At 64.7% G+C, this 19325-nt stretch carries 20 protein-coding genes; 9 read left to right on the top strand and 11 right to left on the bottom strand.

All coding sequences use genetic code 11. From position 1 onward, the window contains the following. Positions 1 to 6 precede the first annotated feature (6 nt). The 4 genes from GA0061098_RS01410 to GA0061098_RS01395 form a co-directional block, all read right to left on the bottom strand. Entirely contained in the window at positions 7 to 858 is an 852-nt protein-coding gene (locus GA0061098_RS01410; protein ID WP_245323132.1) for an efflux RND transporter periplasmic adaptor subunit, read from the bottom strand. An 18-nt stretch (positions 859 to 876) separates the two neighbouring features. Then, complete coding sequence (locus GA0061098_RS44675) at positions 877 to 1416, bottom strand: hypothetical protein (RefSeq protein WP_165637091.1); 540 nt, start codon at positions 1414 to 1416, stop codon at positions 877 to 879. Positions 1417 to 1533: 117 nt separating this feature from the next. Beyond that, positions 1534 to 1896: a hypothetical protein gene (locus GA0061098_RS01400; RefSeq protein WP_091952628.1), complete on the bottom strand. Its 363-nt coding sequence runs from the start codon at positions 1894 to 1896 to the stop codon at positions 1534 to 1536. A gap of 138 nt (positions 1897 to 2034) precedes the next feature. Next, positions 2035 to 2814, bottom strand: a complete 780-nt coding sequence (locus tag GA0061098_RS01395; RefSeq protein ID WP_091952625.1) for an SDR family NAD(P)-dependent oxidoreductase — start codon at positions 2812 to 2814, stop codon at positions 2035 to 2037. Between the two features lie 179 nt (positions 2815 to 2993). Between GA0061098_RS01395 and GA0061098_RS01390 the strand changes: the two genes are divergently transcribed. The 9 genes from GA0061098_RS01390 to GA0061098_RS01350 all read left to right on the top strand — a co-directional run bounded on the left by GA0061098_RS01390 (position 2994) and on the right by GA0061098_RS01350 (position 11018). Beyond that, complete coding sequence (locus GA0061098_RS01390) at positions 2994 to 3779, top strand: alpha/beta hydrolase (protein ID WP_091952622.1); 786 nt, start codon at positions 2994 to 2996, stop codon at positions 3777 to 3779. A gap of 200 nt (positions 3780 to 3979) precedes the next feature. Continuing rightward, positions 3980 to 5626: a malonate decarboxylase subunit alpha gene (gene mdcA / locus GA0061098_RS01385; protein ID WP_091953876.1), complete on the top strand. Its 1647-nt coding sequence runs from the start codon at positions 3980 to 3982 to the stop codon at positions 5624 to 5626. Between the two features lie 8 nt (positions 5627 to 5634). Further along, positions 5635 to 5952, top strand: coding sequence for a malonate decarboxylase acyl carrier protein (gene mdcC / locus GA0061098_RS01380; RefSeq protein WP_091952619.1), 318 nt, complete (start codon positions 5635 to 5637; stop codon positions 5950 to 5952). Beyond that, a complete protein-coding gene (locus GA0061098_RS01375) occupies positions 5949 to 6887 on the top strand; it encodes a biotin-independent malonate decarboxylase subunit beta (protein WP_165637090.1) in 939 nt (312 codons plus the stop codon). The genes mdcC and GA0061098_RS01375 overlap by 4 nt, the downstream gene beginning before the upstream one ends. After that, positions 6874 to 7596 carry a biotin-independent malonate decarboxylase subunit gamma gene (gene mdcE, locus GA0061098_RS01370; protein ID WP_091952617.1) on the top strand — a complete coding sequence of 241 codons (723 nt, stop codon included), beginning with the start codon at positions 6874 to 6876 and terminating at the stop codon, positions 7594 to 7596. The genes GA0061098_RS01375 and mdcE overlap by 14 nt, the downstream gene beginning before the upstream one ends. Further along, positions 7571 to 8251 (top strand): malonate decarboxylase holo-[acyl-carrier-protein] synthase, encoded by a 681-nt coding sequence (mdcG, locus tag GA0061098_RS01365; protein WP_091952615.1) that lies wholly within the window; start codon positions 7571 to 7573, stop codon positions 8249 to 8251. The genes mdcE and mdcG overlap by 26 nt, the downstream gene beginning before the upstream one ends. After that, positions 8248 to 9123: a triphosphoribosyl-dephospho-CoA synthase MdcB gene (gene mdcB / locus GA0061098_RS01360; RefSeq protein WP_091952612.1), complete on the top strand. Its 876-nt coding sequence runs from the start codon at positions 8248 to 8250 to the stop codon at positions 9121 to 9123. The genes mdcG and mdcB overlap by 4 nt, the downstream gene beginning before the upstream one ends. Then, entirely contained in the window at positions 9120 to 10070 is a 951-nt protein-coding gene (locus GA0061098_RS01355) for an AEC family transporter (RefSeq protein ID WP_091952609.1), read from the top strand. The genes mdcB and GA0061098_RS01355 overlap by 4 nt, the downstream gene beginning before the upstream one ends. 9 nt (positions 10071 to 10079) lie before the next feature. Beyond that, on the top strand, positions 10080 to 11018 hold the full coding sequence (locus tag GA0061098_RS01350; protein ID WP_091952607.1) for an acyltransferase domain-containing protein: 939 nt from the start codon (positions 10080 to 10082) through the stop codon (positions 11016 to 11018). 219 nt (positions 11019 to 11237) lie between these two features. Here GA0061098_RS01350 and GA0061098_RS01345 read toward each other — a convergent pair whose 3' ends face one another. The 7 genes from GA0061098_RS01345 to GA0061098_RS01315 form a co-directional block, all read right to left on the bottom strand. Beyond that, complete coding sequence (locus GA0061098_RS01345; RefSeq protein WP_091952605.1) at positions 11238 to 12245, bottom strand: helix-turn-helix domain-containing protein; 1008 nt, start codon at positions 12243 to 12245, stop codon at positions 11238 to 11240. Between the two features lie 253 nt (positions 12246 to 12498). Then, the gene (locus tag GA0061098_RS01340) at positions 12499 to 13782 is read right to left on the bottom strand and encodes an HlyD family secretion protein (protein ID WP_091952603.1); all 1284 of its coding nucleotides are present in this window, start codon (positions 13780 to 13782) and stop codon (positions 12499 to 12501) included. Positions 13783 to 13793: 11 nt separating this feature from the next. After that, the gene (locus GA0061098_RS01335; RefSeq protein WP_091952601.1) at positions 13794 to 13997 is read right to left on the bottom strand and encodes a DUF1656 domain-containing protein; all 204 of its coding nucleotides are present in this window, start codon (positions 13995 to 13997) and stop codon (positions 13794 to 13796) included. After that, a complete protein-coding gene (locus GA0061098_RS01330; RefSeq protein ID WP_091952598.1) occupies positions 13994 to 15895 on the bottom strand; it encodes an FUSC family protein in 1902 nt (633 codons plus the stop codon). The genes GA0061098_RS01335 and GA0061098_RS01330 overlap by 4 nt, the downstream gene beginning before the upstream one ends. Positions 15896 to 16059: 164 nt before the next feature. Further along, the gene (locus tag GA0061098_RS01325) at positions 16060 to 16440 is read right to left on the bottom strand and encodes a response regulator transcription factor (RefSeq protein ID WP_165637089.1); all 381 of its coding nucleotides are present in this window, start codon (positions 16438 to 16440) and stop codon (positions 16060 to 16062) included. Between the two features lie 100 nt (positions 16441 to 16540). Then, the gene (locus GA0061098_RS01320) at positions 16541 to 17212 is read right to left on the bottom strand and encodes a response regulator transcription factor (protein WP_091952593.1); all 672 of its coding nucleotides are present in this window, start codon (positions 17210 to 17212) and stop codon (positions 16541 to 16543) included. After that, the gene (locus GA0061098_RS01315) at positions 17209 to 19119 is read right to left on the bottom strand and encodes a PAS domain-containing sensor histidine kinase (RefSeq protein WP_091952590.1); all 1911 of its coding nucleotides are present in this window, start codon (positions 19117 to 19119) and stop codon (positions 17209 to 17211) included. Before GA0061098_RS01315 ends, GA0061098_RS01320 begins: the two co-directional genes overlap by 4 nt. Positions 19120 to 19325: the final 206 nt, after the last annotated feature.

Here is a 19325-nt window from a genome sequence, read left to right as displayed (position 1 = left end):
TCCCGGCTACAGCCGGTGCTCGTGGTTGGGGAATTCCGCCTTGAGCTGAACGGTGCCAGTGGTCCCCGCGATCTCATTGTTGACCAGCAGCAGCGTGCCTTCGTCGAGCTTCATCTTGTTGTCCTGACTGAAGGCGATGACCTTCAACGCTCCCTTTGCGGCGTGCTCCTGGATTGCGGGAAGATCCGTCTGCGGCAGGTTGAACAGCAGCGAGATCGGCTCGATCTGGGTGACGACCACGAGACCGTTCGGATCGGTCGGATGAATCACGTTGCCGACGTCGATCTGGCGGACGCCCGTGATGCCGGGAATGGCCGAGGTCAGACGCGTGTAGCTGAGCTGGACGTTGGCCTGATCGATTTGCGCCTGGTCGGCCTTCACGGCGGCCTTGAGCTGCGCGACCTGCGCGGTCTGCGTCTCGATCAGTTGCGGCGTAGCATAGCCCTTGTCGCCGAGTTGATTGTAGCGAGACAGGTTCGCCTCGGCATTTGCGAGCTGCGCCTGATCCCTGTCGCGATTGGCGGTGAGCTGTTCGATCTGAGCCTGGTACGGCCGCGGATCAATCTGGGCGAGCAGATCGCCGGCCTTGACTGTCTGTCCCTCGGTAAAGGCGATCTTGACGATCTGTCCCTGAATCTGGCTGCGCACGACATCGGTGTTGTAGGCGATCACCGTGCCGATGCCGCGCAGATAGATCGGAACATCCTTGCCCCTGACGGTGGCCGCAACCACCGGCACGGCGGCGGGCACGGGCGCGGCGGCGACGACCGGCTGCCGGTCCGTGCCGAAAAACCAGAAGCCCGCTCCGACGAGGATCGCGGCGAGAGCGAGCAGGGCGATGGTGAGGTTTCGTTTCACGGTGTGGTCCTCGATGAGTCAGGGATTGCCGAAGCCGTTGGTGGCCCCTGCGCTGCCGAGCGGGGTCGGGCCGGGCACCGCCACGGACGGGCTGATTCCGGCGCCGCCGAGCTCGGTCGAGCCGAGCGGAATGCCGACGCGTCCGACTGATGATGATGAGGGCAGAGCGGACGGAGGTGTCGCCCCGCTCGTGCAAGTCGTCGATGAGCCGCCGGACAGTCCGCCGCCGTCAAAGAGGGCGCCGGATGATCCGGCATTGCCGGAGCCGGCGCAGTTCGTCATGCCTTGCAGGGGATTGAGCGGGGACACACCGGGCGTTGCAATTTCGGTCGAGCCCAGCGGAATGCCTTCAGGCCGGCTCGATGCCGGATTCAACGGTGAGGTCGCGCCCATGCCGGGCGAAGGTTGCACTCCCGGCAAGGCCGTTTGCGCCACCGCGGCAGCCGCGACGAACCATAGGATGCCGGCTAGCAACACCGTGCTCGGACACACCGATCGGAAACGACGCGATCTGGTGCGGTTTGTGTGACCGCCGCCCGACGAGAGCTGTTCTCGCATGATTGGCTCCGGATACTTTCATCTGCACCGGAGGATAGTGAGCGGCGGATGCACCGGTATTCCCTGAATGCACGTCCCGCTGTCGGGTCGCACGATCCAGACCCATGCCCGTTGGGATTACTGGGCCTGCCTCCGAAGGATCAGCTTCGCCCGAAAAAGCTGCCGGCGGCACGTGGTGATGTAGCTGGAGCGATCCGCGGCACGCGCGCGATCGAGTGCATCGAGCGCGACCTGAAGATGCACGCCGCTGGATCCTTCGGCCTGCGCCAGAGATCGGGGCGTCGGTTGATGGCCGCGCAGCGCACTGAGGCTTTCGGGGCCCCAGCCGTCGGCGCCGGCGTTCTTCTCGATGGCTGCATCCAGCTGGGCCTGCACCCGCGCGATCGAACGTTCGCAGGACGCCGCATGAGCCGGGGACGCCGCTTGAAGCAGGACGGAAACGACGATTCCGATCCGGATGAGTGAGGTTGATGTCGTCATATGCCGGTCCTTTATGCGATCGCCGATCGAAAGTGGGAGGCTCTTGAGTGACAGAATTGATACCAGCCGTCTTTCGTGTATGAACGTCGTCCGTTTCGCCTACGCACGGCGCGAAGCGGTCTCGGTATCGGACGGTGCCTAGATCGACATGCCGCCGGAAACCTCGATGCGCTGGGCATTGACCCAGCGGTTGTCCTCGGACAGCAGCGAAGCAATCATCGGACCGATGTCGTCGGGCACGCCGGCGCGCCCCAGCGCCGTCATGTCGGCCACGCGCTTGTTGATGTCAGGATTGTCGCGAACCATGCCGCCGCTGAAGTCGGTGGTGATCGCGCCGGGAGCCACGACATTGACGGCGATGCGGCGTGGTCCCAGCTCTTTCGCCATATAGCGCGTCAGCACCTCGACCGCGCCCTTCATGGACGCGTAGGCGGCGCTGCCTGGTATCACGATGCGCGTGAGACCCGTCGAGACGTTGACGATCCGTCCGCCATCCCTCATGAGCGGCAGCAGTTTCTGGCTCAACAGGAAGACACCCTTGAAGTGGACGCTGTAGAGTGCATCCAGCTCGTCTTCGCTGGTTCCGTCGAAAGTGCCGTGATGTGAGGTGCCGGCATTGTTGATCAGATAGTCGACCCGGTCGGTTCCGAACTGTTCGAGCGCCTGTTGGACCTCTCGTGCGAAGTCGCCGAACGAAGCCGCTCGGCCGACGTCCAGCTGAAGGGCAATTGCCCGACGACCGGCACCGACGATCTCGTCGACGACCTTGCCTGCCTCTAGGCGGTTCGTCTCATAGGTGATGATCACATCGATATCGCGACGGGCGAGGCCCAGGGCGGTGCTTCGGCCCAATCCCCGGCTGCCGCCGGTCACGATGGCAATTCTGGTCTTCCCGATATCGTGAATGTCTGCACGCATGGTGTGTCTCCGCTCCAAATGCGTGGCTCACTTAGGTCGCGCTCGAGGGGCGCGCGAGGGGCGTTCTCGGTTAGGGGCGCGTCCTGGCGTGCGAAGTGGCAAGAGCGCGTTGTTTGAGAAAATACGCAGGGAAGCGTCGAAACTAGTGTCGCCTCATTCCAACCCGGAGTGATCCTGACATGAAACCTCTCAACGCCTGCCTCGCCTTCGCAGCCGCCCTTTCGCTATTTTCGACCGTCGTCCCGGCACGCGCCGAACCACCGAAGAACATCGTTCTCGTGCACGGCGCCTGGGTGGATGCGTCCGGCTGGAAGCCTGTTTACGAGATCCTGATCAAGGAAGGCTTCCGCGTCACGATGGTGCAGGAGCCCGAGACCTCGTTCGCCGATGACGTCACGGCGGCCAAGCGGGTACTCGATCTTCAGGATGGCCCGACGCTCCTCGTCGGCCACAGCTACGGCGGCTCGATCATCACCGAGGCCGGAGTCCATCCCAATGTCGTCGGTCTCGTCTATGTCGCCGCGCACGCGCCTGACGTCGGCGAAGATGAATCCGCGCTGGGCAAGAAGACGCCGAGCGTGCTTGGAAAGACCGAGGGCGTCATCAAGGTCACCCCCGACAAGTTCACCTATCTCGATCCCGTGCAGTTCCCGAAATTATTCGCGCCCGACCTGCCGCGCGAGCGAGCCGAGTTCGTGGCGCGCTCCCAGGTCCTGGCGGCGACGCAGGTGTTCAGCACACCGCTGACGGCGGCCGCGTGGAAGACCAAGCCGAGCTGGGGCGTCGTGGCGGGTAGCGACCAGATCATCAATCCGGATCTCGAGCGCTGGTACTACGAGCGCGCCAAGAGCCAGATCACCGTGATCCCCGGTGCCAGCCATTCGGTCTACGAGTCGCATCCGAAGGAAGTGGCGGCCGTCATCACCCGCGCCGCACGCAGCCTCCAGCAGCCGGCTACGCGCTGACGACGTATTTTGCCGGTCCTGACGCACGGCCGGCGGAGGGAAGGGCGGCGGGAGAGACAGCACTCCCGCCAGCCTGACCACCCAATGCGGAGATTTCCATGAGCGTGATCGAGAAGACGGCGGCCGTCGTGACTCCGTCCGAGGCACGGCAATCCGCGGACGCCGCGGCGCAGATCGAGCGTCGCGAAGGAGCGAAAGTCATGACGAGCTGGCAAACGGGCCGGGCCGCGCGCGATGCCCGCATTGCGGCCGGTGCAGGACTTGCACACGGGAAGATCGTCGAGGCGAAAGACGCCACACGCCTGCTGGAGGCGGTGATCAGGCCCGGCGACCGCGTTTGCCTGGAAGGCGACAACCAGAAGCAGGCCGACCTGCTCAGTCGCGCGTTGCTCGCCGTTGATCTCTCCAGGGTCAAGGATCTGCACATGGTGCAGTCGGGTGTTGTCCTTCCCGAACATCTGGATCTGTTCGACCGCGGGGTCGCCAAGCGGCTCGACTATGCCTATTCCGGGCCGCAGTCGGCGCGTATCGCGCGGATGCTGTTCGGTGGCAAGATCGAGCTGGGAGCGGTCCATACCTATCTCGAACTGTTCGCCCGCTACTTCATCGATTTAACGCCGCACGTCGCGCTGATCGCCGCCGTCAGTGCCGACCGCGAGGGAAATCTGTACACCGGTCCGAATACCGAGGACACGCCGACCGTGGTGGAGGCGACGGCATTCAAGGACGGTGTCGTGATCGCCCAGGTCAACGAGATCGTCGAGAAAGTTCCGCGTGTCGATATCCCGGCCGACCGCGTCCAATTTATCGTCGAGTCCGATAAGCCGTTCTTTGTCGAGCCCTTGTTCACGCGCGATCCGGCTGCGATCACCGAGGGACAGATCCTGACCGCGATGCTGGCAATCAAGGGCATCTATGCGCCCTATGGCGTGCAGCGGCTCAATCACGGTATCGGCTTCAGTACGGCTGCAATCGAACTCCTGCTGCCGACCTTCGGCGAGCGGCTTGGGCTGAAGGGCTTGATCGCAACCCATTTCGCCCTGAACCCACATCCCGCGCTCATTCCGGCGATCGAGTCCGGTTGGGTCCGGCAGATCCATTCCTTCGGCTCGGAGGTCGGCATGGATGAATACATCCGTGCCAGATCTGACGTCTACTTCACCGGTCCCGACGGCTCGCTGCGCTCGAACCGGGCCTTTTGCCAGACGGCAGGACTCTATGCCTGCGACATGTTCATCGGCTCGACGCTGCAGATCGATCTGCAAGGAAATTCGTCGACCGTCACCACTTCGCGTATCGCCGGCTTCGGCGGGGCTCCGAACATGGGAGCGGACGCGCGCGGGCGGCGTCACCCGAGCGAGCCCTGGCTGAAGGCTGGAGCGGAGGCCGATCCCGACAGTCCGGCCCCGCTGCGCCGCGGCCGCAAGCTGGTGGTGCAGATCGGCGAGACATTCGGTGACAAGAACGTGCCGTTGTTCGTCGAGAAGCTCGAGGCGATCGAGCTTGCGGAAAAGCTGAAGCTCGAGCTCGCGCCGGTCATGATCTATGGCGACGACGTCACCCACATTGTGACCGAGGAAGGCCTGGCGAACCTGTTGTTGTGCCGCACCGCGCAGGAGCGGGAGCAGGCCATTCGCGGCGTCGCGGGCTACACCGATGTCGGTCGCCGGCGCGATCGCAACATGGTCGCGTGCCTGCGCGAACGTGGCGTGATCCGCCGTCCCGAGGATCTCGGCATCAATCCGCTGGATGCCGATCGCAGTCTGCTGGCGGCGCGCTCGATCAAGGATCTCGTGCGTTGGTCGGGCGGGCTCTATTCGCCGCCGTCGAAATTCAGGAACTGGTGAGGACGGTCATGGAAGATCTCAATTTTCAACACCGGGCACGCGCGCGTGCCGGCGGCACCAGGCAGAGCGCGATCGTCGGCGTGGTCGCTTCGGGCAATCTAGAAGTGCTGGTGGAGCGCAGCCTGCCGGACGCGGATTGCGCCCTGGAGATCAAAACCGCGGCGGTCGGCTTCGGCGAGGTCTGGAGCGCTGTGATCGACGATTTCGTCGAGCGCTATTCGCCCGGTGGATTGAAGTTCTCCATCAATGATGGTGGCGCGCGTCCTGACACGGTTTCGCTTCGCCTGGCGCAGGCGGTCCGGTTGATCGAGGGGAATGGCCAATGATTGCGCCGCTGAAGGACATCATCCCGGCCGAACGGGCCCGTAGCACCAGCTTCAACGAGGCATCGGCCCGCACGCGGCTGGAGTTGCTGCTCGATGCCGGCAGCTTCGTCGAATTCATCGGACCGGAGCAGCGTGAGGTCAGTCCGCATTTGAGGATATTCGACCTTCCCGAGCAGTTCGACGACGGCATCGTCGTTGGTCACGGCCGCCTCGACGGCTCGCCCGTGTTCGTTGCCGCGCAGGAAGGACGCTTCATGGGTGGCGCCTTCGGCGAGGTGCACGGCGCCAAGCTGACGGGGCTGCTCCGCGCCGCGCGCGAGATCGGATCGATCCCGGTGCTGATCCTGTTCGACACCGGCGGTGTCCGGTTGCAGGAGGCCAATGCCGGCGAGCTCGCGATCGCCGAGATCATGCGGGCGGTGATGGAGGCGCGCATCGCGGGTGCGAAGGTCATCGGTCTGATCGGAGGGCGCTCAGGATGCTATGGCGGGGGCGGCCTGATCGCGGGCTGCTGTTCCGCGCTCGCCGTCTCGGAGCCCGGGCGTATCGCGGTCTCGGGCCCGGAGGTCATCGAGACCAATCGCGGCGTCGAGGAGTTCGACTCCCGCGATCGCGCTTTGGTGTGGCGGACAATGGGAGGCAAGCATCGCCGGCTGCTCGGCGCCGCCGACGTCTTTGCCGACGACACCGTCCAGGACTTCCGCGAGGCTGCGCTCGAGCTGCTCAGCCTCGTCGGGCCTTTCGGCCTCGACGGGCTGAGAGCGGAGCAGGCGCGGCTTGCCGACAGGTTGCGCAGTTTCGGCGGCTGCGAGGACGCCGTCGACATCTGGACGGCGGAAGGCATCGCACACGCGGAGAGGGTCCCTGAGCTGTCGGCTGACCTGTTCATCGCACTCGCCAACAGGATCGGGAGGACCAGCCGTGACGCTCGATGATGTTCTCGCATCGCTTTTCCCGGACGGCCATGACGTCAGAAACGACGAAGGCGTCGTTCTCGGCTCGGCCGTGCTGCGCTCCGGCACCGGGATGCTCGTCGTTGGCATCGCGGATCGAACGGCGCTCGGTATCGACGAGGCCATCCGACTCTCCGGATATGTGCTGGAGTCCGTCGGCCGGGACACCGGGCCCATCCTGGTTCTCGTCGACAGTGACAGTCAGCGCATGAGCAAGCGTGACGAGCTGCTCGGGCTGAACGAATTCCTGGCGCATCTCGCCAAGGTGCTGATCCATGCGGACATGAACGGCCGCGCGACCATTGGCCTGCTCTATGGTCACTCGGCTGCGGGCGCTCTGCTTGCCACGGGCCTTGCAACCCGTGTGCTGGTCGGATTGCCCGGCGCCGACCCCGCCGTGATGGACCTGCCGTCGATGGCGAAGGTCACCAAGCTGTCGATGGAGGCGCTGGAGGAGAAGGCGAAATCGACGCCGGTGTTTGCCCCGGGTCTGTCCAATCTCGCCCGAATGGGCGCGGTTCACATGACATGGAGCAGTGCGGTCTCGCTTGCTGGCCAGATGGAGGCACTGCTGGCCGACATGCCGGCCGTCCAGGATAAGCGGGATGCGCTCGGCAAGGAGCGTGGTGGCCGGGTGAAGGCCGTCGATATCGCGGAGCGCGTTCGTGACCTCGCCCTGCAAACCCGGTGAACGGCCGGCCGGCCGTCACGATCTCGTCTTCGTCAGCCCGGATGGCTGGCGCGCGATGCTCGATCTGCATGGCGATCTTGGGTGCGATCCTCTTGTTGCGCACTGGGCGGAGCTGGGATGGCCGACGATCAGGCGGCGTGCCCTGCCGTGCGAGACAGCCGGCCTCGCGCTGGGGCTCCCGTTGCCGCCCTCTGCCGGCAAGAAACGGCTCTCTTTTCTCGCCGGCCTCGACGACATCGTCGCGGTTGCGCGACCCCCGTCACTGAAGAAAGCGCGTGCGTCCGCACCACCGCACTGGCGGATGACCCTCGACCAGCTCGACGAGCTCGCGCTTCGCCATGCGGCGCACGCGCGCGTATTCGGTAGCCTGGCATGGGAGACGCTGACCGGGCTCGACTACGTCACCGCGGGCTCGGATCTCGACCTCCTGCTCGAGACCAGCCCCGAAACGGATCTGGATCGTCTCGTCGCCGATCTGGCTGCGATCGAGAGCCAAGCGCCAATGCGGCTCGATGGCGAGCTGATGCACGCCGAGGGTGCCGCGGTGAACTGGCGCGAGTTCCAGGCAGGCGCGAGCGAGATTCTGGTCAAGAGCATCGAGGGCGTCACTTTGCGCGACAGGGACGACTTCATTTCGGGAGTGACGCGATCATGATCACCGCGGCCTTGCGGAGCGCTGAACCGCTCGCTCCACGCCGGACGGGAATTGCGTCCGATGCCTCCGCAATCGGCGACGTCGCCGCCGACTGCCTTGTCCTGGAGCTGGAAACCTGGCCCAAGCCGGGTCTCGTGAGCCATGTCGACAACGGCAGCCACGACGACATGGATGTGGACACGTTTCGCCGCAGCGCTGCGGCCATCAGGCCTCATTTTCAACGCCTCGCCGATGCGGGCGCGCTTGGTTGCGGCATGGGACAGCTGCGGATCATCGGCCTTGAAGCCGAGCGGGCGATGCTCGCGGCGACCTCCGGCGTCAACACGCATCGCGGCGCGATCTTCGGTCTCGGCCTGTTGTGCGCGGCGGCCGGCGCGAAGGCCGGCGGGGTGGTCGATCCGGCATTGCGGCTCGGCCATGTCGTGGCGCGCCTCTGGGGCAGCAGCATCCTCGACGGTCCGGTGCTGCTGCACAGCCATGGCAGTGCCGTCCGCCGCCGCTTTCACGCTGGCGGCGCCCGTATCGAGGCTGCGCAGGGCTTCCCCAGCGTCTACCGTATCGGCCTGCCAGCCTTGCGGAGGCGCGCTGCGCCAGACGATGTGGAATCCGCTCGGGTCGAAGCGTGCTTCGCGTTGATCGCATCCGTCGAGGACACCAATCTGCTGCATCGGGGCGGACTTGAGGGCCTTCGTTTCGCGCATCGCGCCGCGCGTCGATTCATCGATGTCGGCGGCGTGCGCGCGGACGGCTGGCGTGCGCGGGCGCGATCGATCCATGAAGACTTCGTCGCCCGTCGTCTCAGCCCGGGCGGATCAGCCGACCTTCTTGCCATGACGCTTTTCGTCGACGCCCATGAGCGAACGGGCCGATGATGTCCAACGCAATCCTGATGGCCCTGGTGCCCGTCTTCTTCGTCCTGTTGTTGGGATACGCTGCCGGCAGGTTTCATATCGTCGACAATCTTCACGTCGACGCTCTCAATGCGCTGGTGATGGATTTCGCGCTGCCGGCCTCGCTGTTCGCGGCGACAGCTTCGGCGTCGCGCCACGAGATGATCGACCAGGTTCCGCTCTGCGTGGCGCTCGGCGTGACGATGCTGCTGCTCTATGTCGCCTGGTACTTTGCCGCGCGCAGATTCTCCTCGGTCTCGCGGTCCGACGCGTCGCTCCAGGCGCTGACGATCGGCTTTCCGAATCTGGCCGGAGTCGGCCTTCCAATCGTGGCATCGGTCGTGGGGCCTGCTGGCACCGTCCCGGTTGCCGTCGCATTGGCGACCGGTTCGATCCTGATCAGTCCGCTGACCCTGATCGTGGCTGAAATGGAGGCGGTCAAGGCACGCGGTGCCGAAATGTCCGGACGACAAGTCGTCATGGCGGTTTGGCGCGCGGTGACAAAGCCGGTCGTGCTGGCGCCCGCGCTCGGTATCCTGCTGTCGTTGTCGGATTTGAATCTGGATGCGCTTGCCCATGCGTGCCTCGCGCTGATCGGGAATGCGGCCGCTGGTGTAGCCCTCTTTCTCACTGGAGCCATCCTGTCGGCGCAGTCCTTCCGGCTGGATTGGAGGATCGTCGTCGCAACGATTGCCTCGAACATCGTCCGGCCGCTGCTCGCCGTGACAGTCATTCACGTGGTTCCGATCGCTCCCGATACCGCGAAGACGGCGGTTCTGCTTGCCGCGGTACCCTCGGGCTTCTTCGGCATCCTGTTCGCCGTGAACTACCGGCTGGATTCGGCAACGGTGGGCTCCATGGTCATCGCGAGCACCGGATTCAGCGTCGTGACCCTGGCGATTGCGATCGCAATGCTGTTTCCGAACTAGGCGGTGACAATGACGCTTGCGATCCTGTGCTCGGGGCAAGGCAGGCAACATCGGAAGATGTTCGCCCTTACGGGCGATGCGCCGGAAGCCGAGCAACTGTTTAAGCATGCTGCGACATTGCTGGGCGGCAGGGATCCGCGTGATTTCGTTCGGCGAGAACCCGACGAGACCCTGCATAGCAACCGCGCCGGCCAGGTTCTATGCACCGTCCAGGCGCTGGCTGCGGCAGCCGCGCTCGCAGACGCCATTCCGCATGGTGCCATCGTCGCCGGCTATAGCGTCGGTGAAGTCGCGGCCTGGGGCGTGGGCGGCCTGTTCGAACCGGCGGCCACGCTCGACCTCGTGGTACGCCGGGCGGAAGCCATGGATGCTGCAACGCGGGCCGGTGACGGGTTGATATTCGTTCGCGGACTTTCACGCGAGGACGTCGACCGGATTTGCGCGCACCACGGGGCGGCGGTCGCCATCGTCAATCCGGGCGATGCCTTTGTGATCGGCGGCAACCGGGAGGCGCTGAACAAGGTTGCCGCAGACGCGGAGGCGATGAACGCCAGCAGAATCGTCGGTTTGCCGGTTCAGGTTGCTTCACACACTGAAAGGCTCGCAAAAGCGTCGGTTGCCTTTCGCCAAGTCCTGCGGGCGGCGTCGGTTGCGTTCCCGCCGGCTGCCGGTGCGCGTGTGCTGAGCGGCATCGATGGAGCTTCGGTGATGTCCGCCGGGACAGGTCTCGACAAGCTCGCTGCGCAGATATCGCAAACCGTGCAGTGGGCAAGTTGCCTGCAAGCCTGTGTCGAGGCGGGTGCTACAGTGTTTCTCGAACTCGGGCCCGGATCTGCGCTGAGCAGGATGATTGCGGACGTTCGGCCCGATCTTCCGGCACGTTCGCTGGATGATTTCAGGAGCCTTCAGGGCGTGCGCGCCTGGCTAGCGCGGCAACTGGCCGCCTAAGGATCGCGTCCGGTCTCGCATGGATGGCGTTTCGATCGCGCGTGATGCTTCAAAAAAAGGGGCCGTCCTTTTGGGGGAAGGACGGCCCTAATGCTCGTATGCCTGGGAGGAGAGGCTCGAGCCGTGACTTGGGGTCTTAAGTCACGCAACATCCGCAGCATCACCGATCGCGCGGGCAAAGTATTTCCTGAACCCAGCCTGTTTCTCATTTCGCATGATTCACGAAGGGGCGGCCGGCAGGGCGGGAGACACGGACTTGCGGGGCGAGGCCGGATCGCTGTCGGCAGGCCTGGACGAGGCCAGCGTATTCCGGCTAACGCATCGCCAGCGTGCCGGGGTGTCGCCCGTGATGCGCTTGAAGACGGTCGAGAAGTGCGCTTGCGTGCAGAAACCGACGGCCAGTGCCACCTCGGCCAAAGACGTCTCCGAATTCGACAACAGCGATTTCGCATGCTCGATGCGCTGATGCAGCAAATACTCGCGTGGCCGGTACCCGGTCGCAGCGCGAAACTGCGCCGCAAAATGCATGCGAGATAGTCCCGCGACCTTGGCGAGGTCGGACAGGCTGATGCTGCGGTCGAAGCGCGTTCTGACATACTCTTCGACCCGACGGAGCCGCCATTTCGGCAAGGCGTTGACCTTGGTGCGCGGCAGTTCGCGCCGGGCAACATGCATCGCCAGCGTTTGGCCGATGCAGTGCGCGAATTCCTGGTCGGCCAAATGGCCCTGTTCGGTCAGCGCCTTTGCGAGCTGCTCGGCGAACGGGTCGCGCAGCAGAACCAGATCGTTCAGGCTTTCATGCGCGACGGGATCCGTTCCGGGCAGCGGCGACAGAAAGTAGCTGGCGGACACGTGGAAGTGCAGAAAATCGCACGGTGCATAGAATTGCGCGCTGATCTGCTTCGCCGGCGCACCGACATAGAGGGTGCCCGCCGGCATGATGCCGTCGAAGACAATCTGATTGCCTCTGCTCAGCTTGAGACGGGTTGTCTTCAAGGCGATGGAGAAGAAATAGCGGTCCGGAGGCGTTGTCGCGTCTTCGTGTTTCACCGCGGTCGGAGCACAGGTCCAGCGCGAGATCGTGATGTCCTCGGTGGCGAGGCGTTGTTCAGGCCTGCGCCACTTCCGTTCCTGGAGAAATACGCGCGCCCCTCGCGGAGAGTCGGATTCGCGGGGGCTGGGTTGATACGTCGACCGGGTGCCGGCCGCGGGCATATCGGTGAGCATCGTTCGTCCCGTCTCTTGGGTTCCACTGCCGTCGTGACGGCCGCTGAACTGCCGAATGCAACAAGTCGATGCTCAAACGATAAGTCTGAACTCGCCGCAAAGCTCGTTAGGGATGCTTAAGCGGTGTTAGATTTTGCAAATGCACAGTGTGCGACCGGATGTCGCAAAAACTCCAATTGGACCAAGGGCATCAAGGACTTGTCTGTGAGCCCCGATGTTACGCTCTGGGATACGCCTCGGCGCCTTGCCAGGCTCAGCGAGGACGCGGCGAGGCGTCGATGCCCGGGGTGAGGCCCGGCGCGATCGTCTCCGCGGGAGGAATTGCGGGCTCCCGCGCGATAGGAAGCGCTTCTATTTCGGGACGTTGTTCGGAAGCTGCCTGGAGGCAGTTCTGACGGGGAGGGCGGCCTCCACCGAACCAGTCGGCGAGGGGATCCACGAGGCTCGCGCGGGCCTGATCAAACCAGCTTCGGCGCTCCGCGTCGGGCTGGCGGATCGTCACGGTCGCCGTCATGCCGGAGACGAGCGGCACGTCCGGCGGCACCGTGTCGATGGCGACGCGAACCGGTACGCGCTGCGCAAGCCGCACCCAGGTGTAGATGGGATCGACGTTGGGCAGGCCTTGCGTCCCCGCTGTGGCGTTGGACACGCTGATGCCGCGCGTCACGGTCTTTACGTGTCCCAATATCGGCTTGGCGTAGCCGATCAGTTGCGCCTCCGCGCGGTCACCGACACAGATGCGCGCCATCTTGGTCTCTTCGAAATAGCCGTCGATCCAGAAACTGCTGGAGTCGATGACGGAGACGTTGCTGACGCCGGTGACGGCATAGTCGCCGACGCGCAGCAGGAGGTTAGTGACGTAGCCATCGACGGGACTGACCACATTGGTCCGCTTCAGATTCAGCTCCGCCTGCGCAAGCTGGTGCGCCGCCGCCTCATAGGCGGCCTTCGCCTGCATCGCATTGCCCGCAAAAATCTGCTGCTCCTCGGGCGTGGTGGCGAGGTCGGTGAGATGCTGGCGCCGGTCGAACTCGGCCCGCTTCACCTCCAGATCCGCCGCACGCTGGTCGACTAGCGCCTTCCCGACGTGGACAGCGACCTCGAAATCGAAGGGGTCGATGACGTAGAGAACGTCGCCCTTATGGACGAATTGATTGTCGGCCACCCGCAGCTCGACGATCTTGCCCGCGACCTGCGGCGCGACGTTGGCGACCAGGACGCGGACGCTGCCATTCCGCGTCCAGGGCGCGGTCACGTAATGCTGCCAGGTCGCTGCCGAAATCAGGATGGCGATCAGCGCAATGGCGACAGTCGCAAGATGCCTGCCGGCACTGGCCAAGAAATGCCCGATGGCCCGCCGCCGCGACCTCGTCGATGGCACGGGCTGCCAGTCGCCTTCCGTGCCGCGATCGCTGGTGTCGCGTGCCACGAGCTCGTCGAGATCGGAACGATCGATCGTGTCGGCACCCGAAGGTGTTTCAACCGTCGCGTCATCGTGGCGCCGCGGGGCGGCATCTCGGGCCTGGGCAACACCCATGACGTTTCTCCCTAGAAGAATAGCGCAAACAGGCCGAACATCGTCACGTAGAGACAGAGCTCGGCCAGCGACGGGTTGCTGAAAAATCTGGTAAACCCAACCAACCGCAACACCGGGCGAAGCAACAGGAACGCGACCAGCGCCGTTGCCGCATAGGAGACGATGGGGGCGATGAGCACGCCGCCGATGACGAGCTCCCGATAGGTGTTCGTCATGGCCGCCTCTCCTGGCTGGAGCCGGTGAGAGGCTGCTGGCACCCGAATGCGGTGCTTGCCCGGACGAGCGCGGCCAGGATCGGATCGCACGACACATGAGCTTGCGGTGCGGCCCGTTGCAGCGCCTCAGCGGCGGCGAGGATTGTATGTCCGTTTCGCGAGGTGAGGGCAGCTCGAGCGGCGCCCGCCGCCTCGGAAAGTGCCCCCGCCGCCAGCCGCTCCAATTCGGTATGACACCGTCGCAGCGCCGCTGCCTGGTCGAAGCAGTGCATGGCCTCCGCGACCACCTGCTGACCGGCGACGGAACTGCCGCCGGCCGACATGATCTGCTCGATCTGCGTGGCATCGCGAAATGCAGCTTCCTCGGGTGCCGGATGCCGGGCATGCCCAAAGTCCAGCCGCCTCAGCTCGCGGCGCGCCGCGGCCAGCAGCAGCTGAATCCGTCGCTCGCTCGACAAGGAAGGCAACAGAAGCTGTGCCGCAAAGGCCAGCAGCGCGGCCAGCTGGCAAAACAGGCACGTCACCAGAAACACCTCTGGATCGTAGCTCTGAGGATTGCTCGGCGCGAGAACGGCCAGCATGAAGACCAGGATGAGCCGGCCGAGCGAGGACAGCGTGCGGCTTGGCAGCGTGATCAGGAGCGCCATGCCGATCACGACGGGTGCGAGGCCGATTGCCAGCAGTTGAAATTCGGATACGCCGTTGAAGACGAGGTATTTCAGGATGCCGCCCAGCAGACACGCGACGGGCATGGCAAAGGCCGCAAGCCTCGTGAAGCCCCGTGGATCCGGAGTCGTCGAGCTCAATGCGATGATGGCTGCGGCCAGCGTAAGGCAGAGCTCCGTGCTCGGCCAACCCGCCAAGTCGAAAACGATCGCAATGAGCACGAAGTGGATTGCGGCCCTGAAGGCGCCTTCGGCCGCGATGCGACGCGATCGGTACAGGGGTGCTCGCCATTGCCGGAGAGGCTGCGTCCCGGCCCGCAGCGCCCCGAGATTGCCGCGCACGTCGCTATTCCTGCGGATGATCTCGCTCCGCAGCTGGGCCCGGCAAATTGCGATCAAGCTGGATTGGCCGCAGCCTGGATCATCCTGTGCCGTCGCGACTGCGGCAGGCAACGCCGCGAAGGCGCGGGCAAGAGCCAGCTCGTCCACGAGGTCCACCATCGCCGAACGCGCGGCCGCGGTTCTTGCCGTGCCGATGCTTGATTCCGTGCTGAGGCTCGCGATCTCCGGACGCAGGGCCGCGATATCATGCAAGAGGTCCGCCGCCGCCGGCGTGGACGAAACATCGCCGCGGATGGCGCCCCGAGCGAATTCCGTGACGCGGCGATGCAGCGCCTCGAGCCGGCTTGCCAGAACCGGATGATAGTCCGGTGCGGCCAGCAGCTCGTTGACCAGTGCCACCGCAAGGACGCCGATGCCGATGGCGGCGCCACGTGCGATGCCGGTCGGGAATACCTGGAGCGGGCTATCGATCTGCTCGATGGCAATCAACGCGACGGTGATGCAGCCGAGCGCCGCTGCATAGGCGCGATTGCCGTCCAGCATGCCCGCCACATAGACACAGAGCCCGACCCAGATGCCTAGCACCGCGAGCAGGAGAGCGCCGGTCTGCGAGAACAGGCCGGTGATCGCGATCGACGCCGCCACTCCGATGGCGGTTGCGAGCAGCCGGTATCCGGCCTTTTCCAGGCCTTGACCGCGCGTGGGCAGCGTCAGGACCGCGACGGTGAGGGCCGCCGACGAGGGGGACTCGAGTTCGAGCCAGAAGCCGGCATAAAGCGCAAGGAGCATTGCCAGCCATACGCGCAGCGCGAACGCCCAGGAGCTCACCGGGAATCCGGCGAATGCCAACGGACTCGCCCCGACGGCGGCGCCAATGGAGTTCACTTGCATCGCGCAACATCCCTCGGCAGGGCGGGCGCCGCTGCCAATGTCGTGATTTGTCCGCAAGTATGGGATTTGCGCCGGTTACCGGTATTTCCGGTCCACCAACATGGTTGCCGGAATGCACGCCGGCCATTCGAAGATGGCCGTTACTCGTTCGCGCGGAAAATGGACTATTGCTGCGCTTGGCCTGCCAGCGCCTCTTCGAGGCAGCGGATGATCTCGTCGCCGCTCGAGGGTTTTCCAAGAAAGCAATGTGCGCCTGCCGCCATCACGCGCTGGCGCACCAACTCGCTCGGAAATGCGGTCATGAAGATGATGGGAAAACGACGACCTGAGGCAACCAGCTGCGCTTGCAACTCATCGCCTGTGATAACAGGCATCTGAATGTCCGCGATCATGCATGTCGGATCGTTTCCCGGCGATTGGCGCAGGAATTCGGCGCCGGACGCATAGGCGTGAGCCTCGTAGCCGAGCGAGCGCACCAGGCTTGCGAGCGACGTGCGAACGCCTTCGTCGTCGTCCACGATTGCAATCACCGGGGTCTTGGCCATTGGCACACATCCTGGCCGCAATGTTCCGCAGGGAGGATATCTCCCATTGCGCGGCCGATGGCACCTTATGCCCCGCTGGGCGGTCCCACCGAAATTATACTCAGGTTTGGTCCGTGGTCCTGCGGGTCTGGGAAACCCCGAGTGCCTCGGCCTGGCGAACCAGCTCGGCCAGCGATCGGGCCCCCATCTTCCGCATGACGTTCCCGCGATGGATCTTGACCGTGATCTCGCTGAGGCCGATCAGGCCGGCGACCTGCTTGTTCATCAGCCCGGCCGTGACATGGCCCATCACCTCGCGCTCGCGCGCCGTCAGGGTCTCGTAAAGGGCGCGGATATCCTCCTTTGTCGCGGCCTCGGCTCGGCGCAGCGCATCGCGCTCGAGCGCCGCCGTCACGGCGTCGAGCATGTCCTGATCGCGAAATGGCTTGGCGAGGAAATCGACCGCGCCCGCCTTCATAGCGCGCACCGACATCGGAATGTCGCCGTGGCCGGTCATGAAGATGATGGGATATCTGATGCCCTGCCGGGTCAGTTGGCCCTGGAGATCGAGCCCGCTAACGCCCGGAAGCCTCACGTCCAGCACGATGCAGCCCGGGCCCTCGGGCAGCGTGCCGCCGAGCAACTCGGCCGGCGAGCCGAACAGGCGCGTCTCCAGACCAACAGATCGGAACAGGCTGTCGAGCGAGGCCCGAATGCCTGCGTCGTCATCGACGATCATGACGACCGAGCTGGAGGGTTGGGCCGGTGGAGACGCTTGGTTTGGTCGTGTCATGGCAGGGCGTGTTGTTGGCTGAATGGCAGTGTCAGGCGGAATGTCGCCCCCGAGCCGGGGATGCTCTCTGCCGACAATTGGCCGCCGTGAGCTTCCACCGTCGTTCGGGAGATCGCAAGTCCCATGCCCATTCCTCCGTTTTTCGTCGTGAAGAACGGGTCGAACAGGCGCGGCAGGTCGTCAGGGCGGATACCGGGACCACTGTCCTGCACCGTAATGGCGAGGTTTTCGGCCTGGGCAATGCCGGCGCGCAACGTGACGACGCGGGAACCGCTTTGGCCCGACATGGCCTGGCCGGCGTTGATCAGCAGATTGACGAGAACCTGCTGAAGCTGAATCCGGTCTCCGCGAATCGGCGGTAAGCCGGCCTCGATCTCGACGGTGAGGACAACGTCGTCCTTGGCGAGCTCGCGCGCGACAAGTGAGGTTGCCTCCTCGATGATGTCGCCGATCTGCAGCATGTCCTGCTGGGGCGGTGCCTTCTTCAGGAAGGTTCGAATCCGGGCAACGACCTCGCCGGCTCGGCGGCCCTGGGCGACGACGTGATTGATGGTCGTTGCAACCTCCCTCAGATCGGGCACGTCGCGCCGCAGCCATCGCAAGCCAGCCTCGCCACTGGTGACGATCGCTGCCAACGGCTGATTCACCTCGTGGGCAATGGAGGCGCTGATCTCGCCGAGGGTGGCGACGCGCGCCGCGTGGGCGAGGTCCGCCTGTGCCGCGAGCAGTGCATCCTGAGCCTGCCTGCGCTCGGTGATGTCGACGACGAAGGCGAGTACGTTGCGATCTCCGTCGGGCCCCGCCGGGAAGGAAATTGTGAACAGTACCGGAATCTTGCGTCCATCCAGCCTGATGAGTTCGGTCTCTCCTTCGTAGAATGGCTCGCCTTCCGCGAACGCCACCAATGCGCCGACGAACTTCCGGTCGCTCCGGTCCAGGAGCTTGTCGATATTCGCGATGAAGACGGAAGAACTGCTGGCTCCGACCATCTTCTGCAGGGCGGGGTTGACGTTCGTGATCTTGGCGAGCGGCCTGACCTGCCAGAAGAAATCGGGATGTCGCGAAAGATGGTCGCGCAGGCCGGCCCCGTCGAGGTTCAGCGCCGTCAGCGCTTTTCGGAGGTCGCTCCAGTCCTCTTCGGCGACGCCGATCCGGCTGGCGTCGAACATCCGGCGGTAACGTCGCTCGCTTTCGACCAGCGCGCCGTGCGCCATCACGCGTTCGGTCACGTCGGTATGCGTTTCAAGCACCGCGACCGGCTTGCGAAGATGGTTGTGCTGCAAGGCCCATCGGGTATCGACGGTGATTGCGGCGCCACCTTTGGTCCGCTGCTGCACCCGGCCTTCCCATCGGCCGGTGTCGAGCAAGCCGGCCTCGATGACGTCTCGCCGGTCGGGATATGTGGTTTGCAGAAGCTCGTCGGCGATCTTTCCAAGGGCCTCGTCGGCTGACCAGCCGTAGGTCTGCTCCGCGGCCTTGTTCCAGAAGGTGATCACGTTTGCGCGATTCCTGACGAAGATCATATCATGCGACAGGTTGAGCAGGCGTGCCTGCGCCGCCAGGCGGTTGGTTGCGGTGTGATTCTGGAGCGCAAGCACGGTGGTGATGGCGATCGCCGCGAGGCTCACCAGCGCACGGAGGGCGGGCGAGGCGATAGATTGCAGGCCGTGCGAGAGCAGATAGGCCACTATCGTCAGGGCGGCACAGCCGGCGGCAGCGACCATGATGTCGTGGCGCCGGTTCGTTCTCGCTGCGAGCAAGATGGCGACGACGTAGAGCACTGCGACGGCGCCCTCGAGCGGCGTCAGGACGTCGACCAGGAAAACCGCGACGGCGAGCGCAGCAGACCAGAACCGCAAGCCAATGCGGCTCACGGATGGCCCCGTGGCTTGGTCAACAATCGTCATCGTCGCTGGTCGTCGTTCGCTTCATTCCAGCGGCGTTGATGCCGCGATTTGATCGCGCCGACAACATCCTGCCGCGTGATTTTCGTGCTCTCTTGGAAGACGCTCAGTGCGTCGAATCCGGTGCGAATGCCGGCAGGGGCCGTTACTGAAGCAAAACAAGGGCACTTCGCGATCCTGCTGGTCTGTGGCGCTCGGCGAGCGCGTCA

The sequence above is a fragment of the Bradyrhizobium shewense genome, from assembly GCF_900094605.1.
Classification (GTDB): domain Bacteria; phylum Pseudomonadota; class Alphaproteobacteria; order Rhizobiales; family Xanthobacteraceae; genus Bradyrhizobium; species Bradyrhizobium shewense.
The sequence above is the reverse complement of the archived record's forward strand: the minus strand, read 5'-3'. Positions and strand labels throughout refer to the sequence as shown.

What these genes read in the sequence shown, in the direction of transcription:
- mdcC (WP_091952619.1), top strand. Translation starts at nt 5,635, where the DNA reads ATGGAAGATCTCAATTTTCAACACCGGGCACGCGCGCGTGCCGGCGGC.
- GA0061098_RS01400 (WP_091952628.1), bottom strand. Translation starts at nt 1,896, where the DNA reads ATGACGACATCAACCTCACTCATCCGGATCGGAATCGTCGTTTCCGTC.
- GA0061098_RS44675 (WP_165637091.1), bottom strand. Translation starts at nt 1,416, where the DNA reads ATGCGAGAACAGCTCTCGTCGGGCGGCGGTCACACAAACCGCACCAGA.
- GA0061098_RS01340 (WP_091952603.1), bottom strand. Translation starts at nt 13,782, where the DNA reads ATGGGTGTTGCCCAGGCCCGAGATGCCGCCCCGCGGCGCCACGATGAC.
- GA0061098_RS01375 (WP_165637090.1), top strand. Translation starts at nt 5,949, where the DNA reads ATGATTGCGCCGCTGAAGGACATCATCCCGGCCGAACGGGCCCGTAGC.
- GA0061098_RS01345 (WP_091952605.1), bottom strand. Translation starts at nt 12,245, where the DNA reads ATGCTCACCGATATGCCCGCGGCCGGCACCCGGTCGACGTATCAACCC.
- GA0061098_RS01395 (WP_091952625.1), bottom strand. Translation starts at nt 2,814, where the DNA reads ATGCGTGCAGACATTCACGATATCGGGAAGACCAGAATTGCCATCGTG.
- mdcA (WP_091953876.1), top strand. Translation starts at nt 3,980, where the DNA reads ATGACGAGCTGGCAAACGGGCCGGGCCGCGCGCGATGCCCGCATTGCG.
- GA0061098_RS01315 (WP_091952590.1), bottom strand. Translation starts at nt 19,119, where the DNA reads ATGACGATTGTTGACCAAGCCACGGGGCCATCCGTGAGCCGCATTGGC.
- GA0061098_RS01325 (WP_165637089.1), bottom strand. Translation starts at nt 16,440, where the DNA reads ATGGCCAAGACCCCGGTGATTGCAATCGTGGACGACGACGAAGGCGTT.
- mdcB (WP_091952612.1), top strand. Translation starts at nt 8,248, where the DNA reads ATGATCACCGCGGCCTTGCGGAGCGCTGAACCGCTCGCTCCACGCCGG.
- GA0061098_RS01335 (WP_091952601.1), bottom strand. Translation starts at nt 13,997, where the DNA reads ATGACGAACACCTATCGGGAGCTCGTCATCGGCGGCGTGCTCATCGCC.
- GA0061098_RS01330 (WP_091952598.1), bottom strand. Translation starts at nt 15,895, where the DNA reads ATGCAAGTGAACTCCATTGGCGCCGCCGTCGGGGCGAGTCCGTTGGCA.
- GA0061098_RS01390 (WP_091952622.1), top strand. Translation starts at nt 2,994, where the DNA reads ATGAAACCTCTCAACGCCTGCCTCGCCTTCGCAGCCGCCCTTTCGCTA.
- GA0061098_RS01355 (WP_091952609.1), top strand. Translation starts at nt 9,120, where the DNA reads ATGATGTCCAACGCAATCCTGATGGCCCTGGTGCCCGTCTTCTTCGTC.
- GA0061098_RS01320 (WP_091952593.1), bottom strand. Translation starts at nt 17,212, where the DNA reads ATGACACGACCAAACCAAGCGTCTCCACCGGCCCAACCCTCCAGCTCG.
- GA0061098_RS01350 (WP_091952607.1), top strand. Translation starts at nt 10,080, where the DNA reads ATGACGCTTGCGATCCTGTGCTCGGGGCAAGGCAGGCAACATCGGAAG.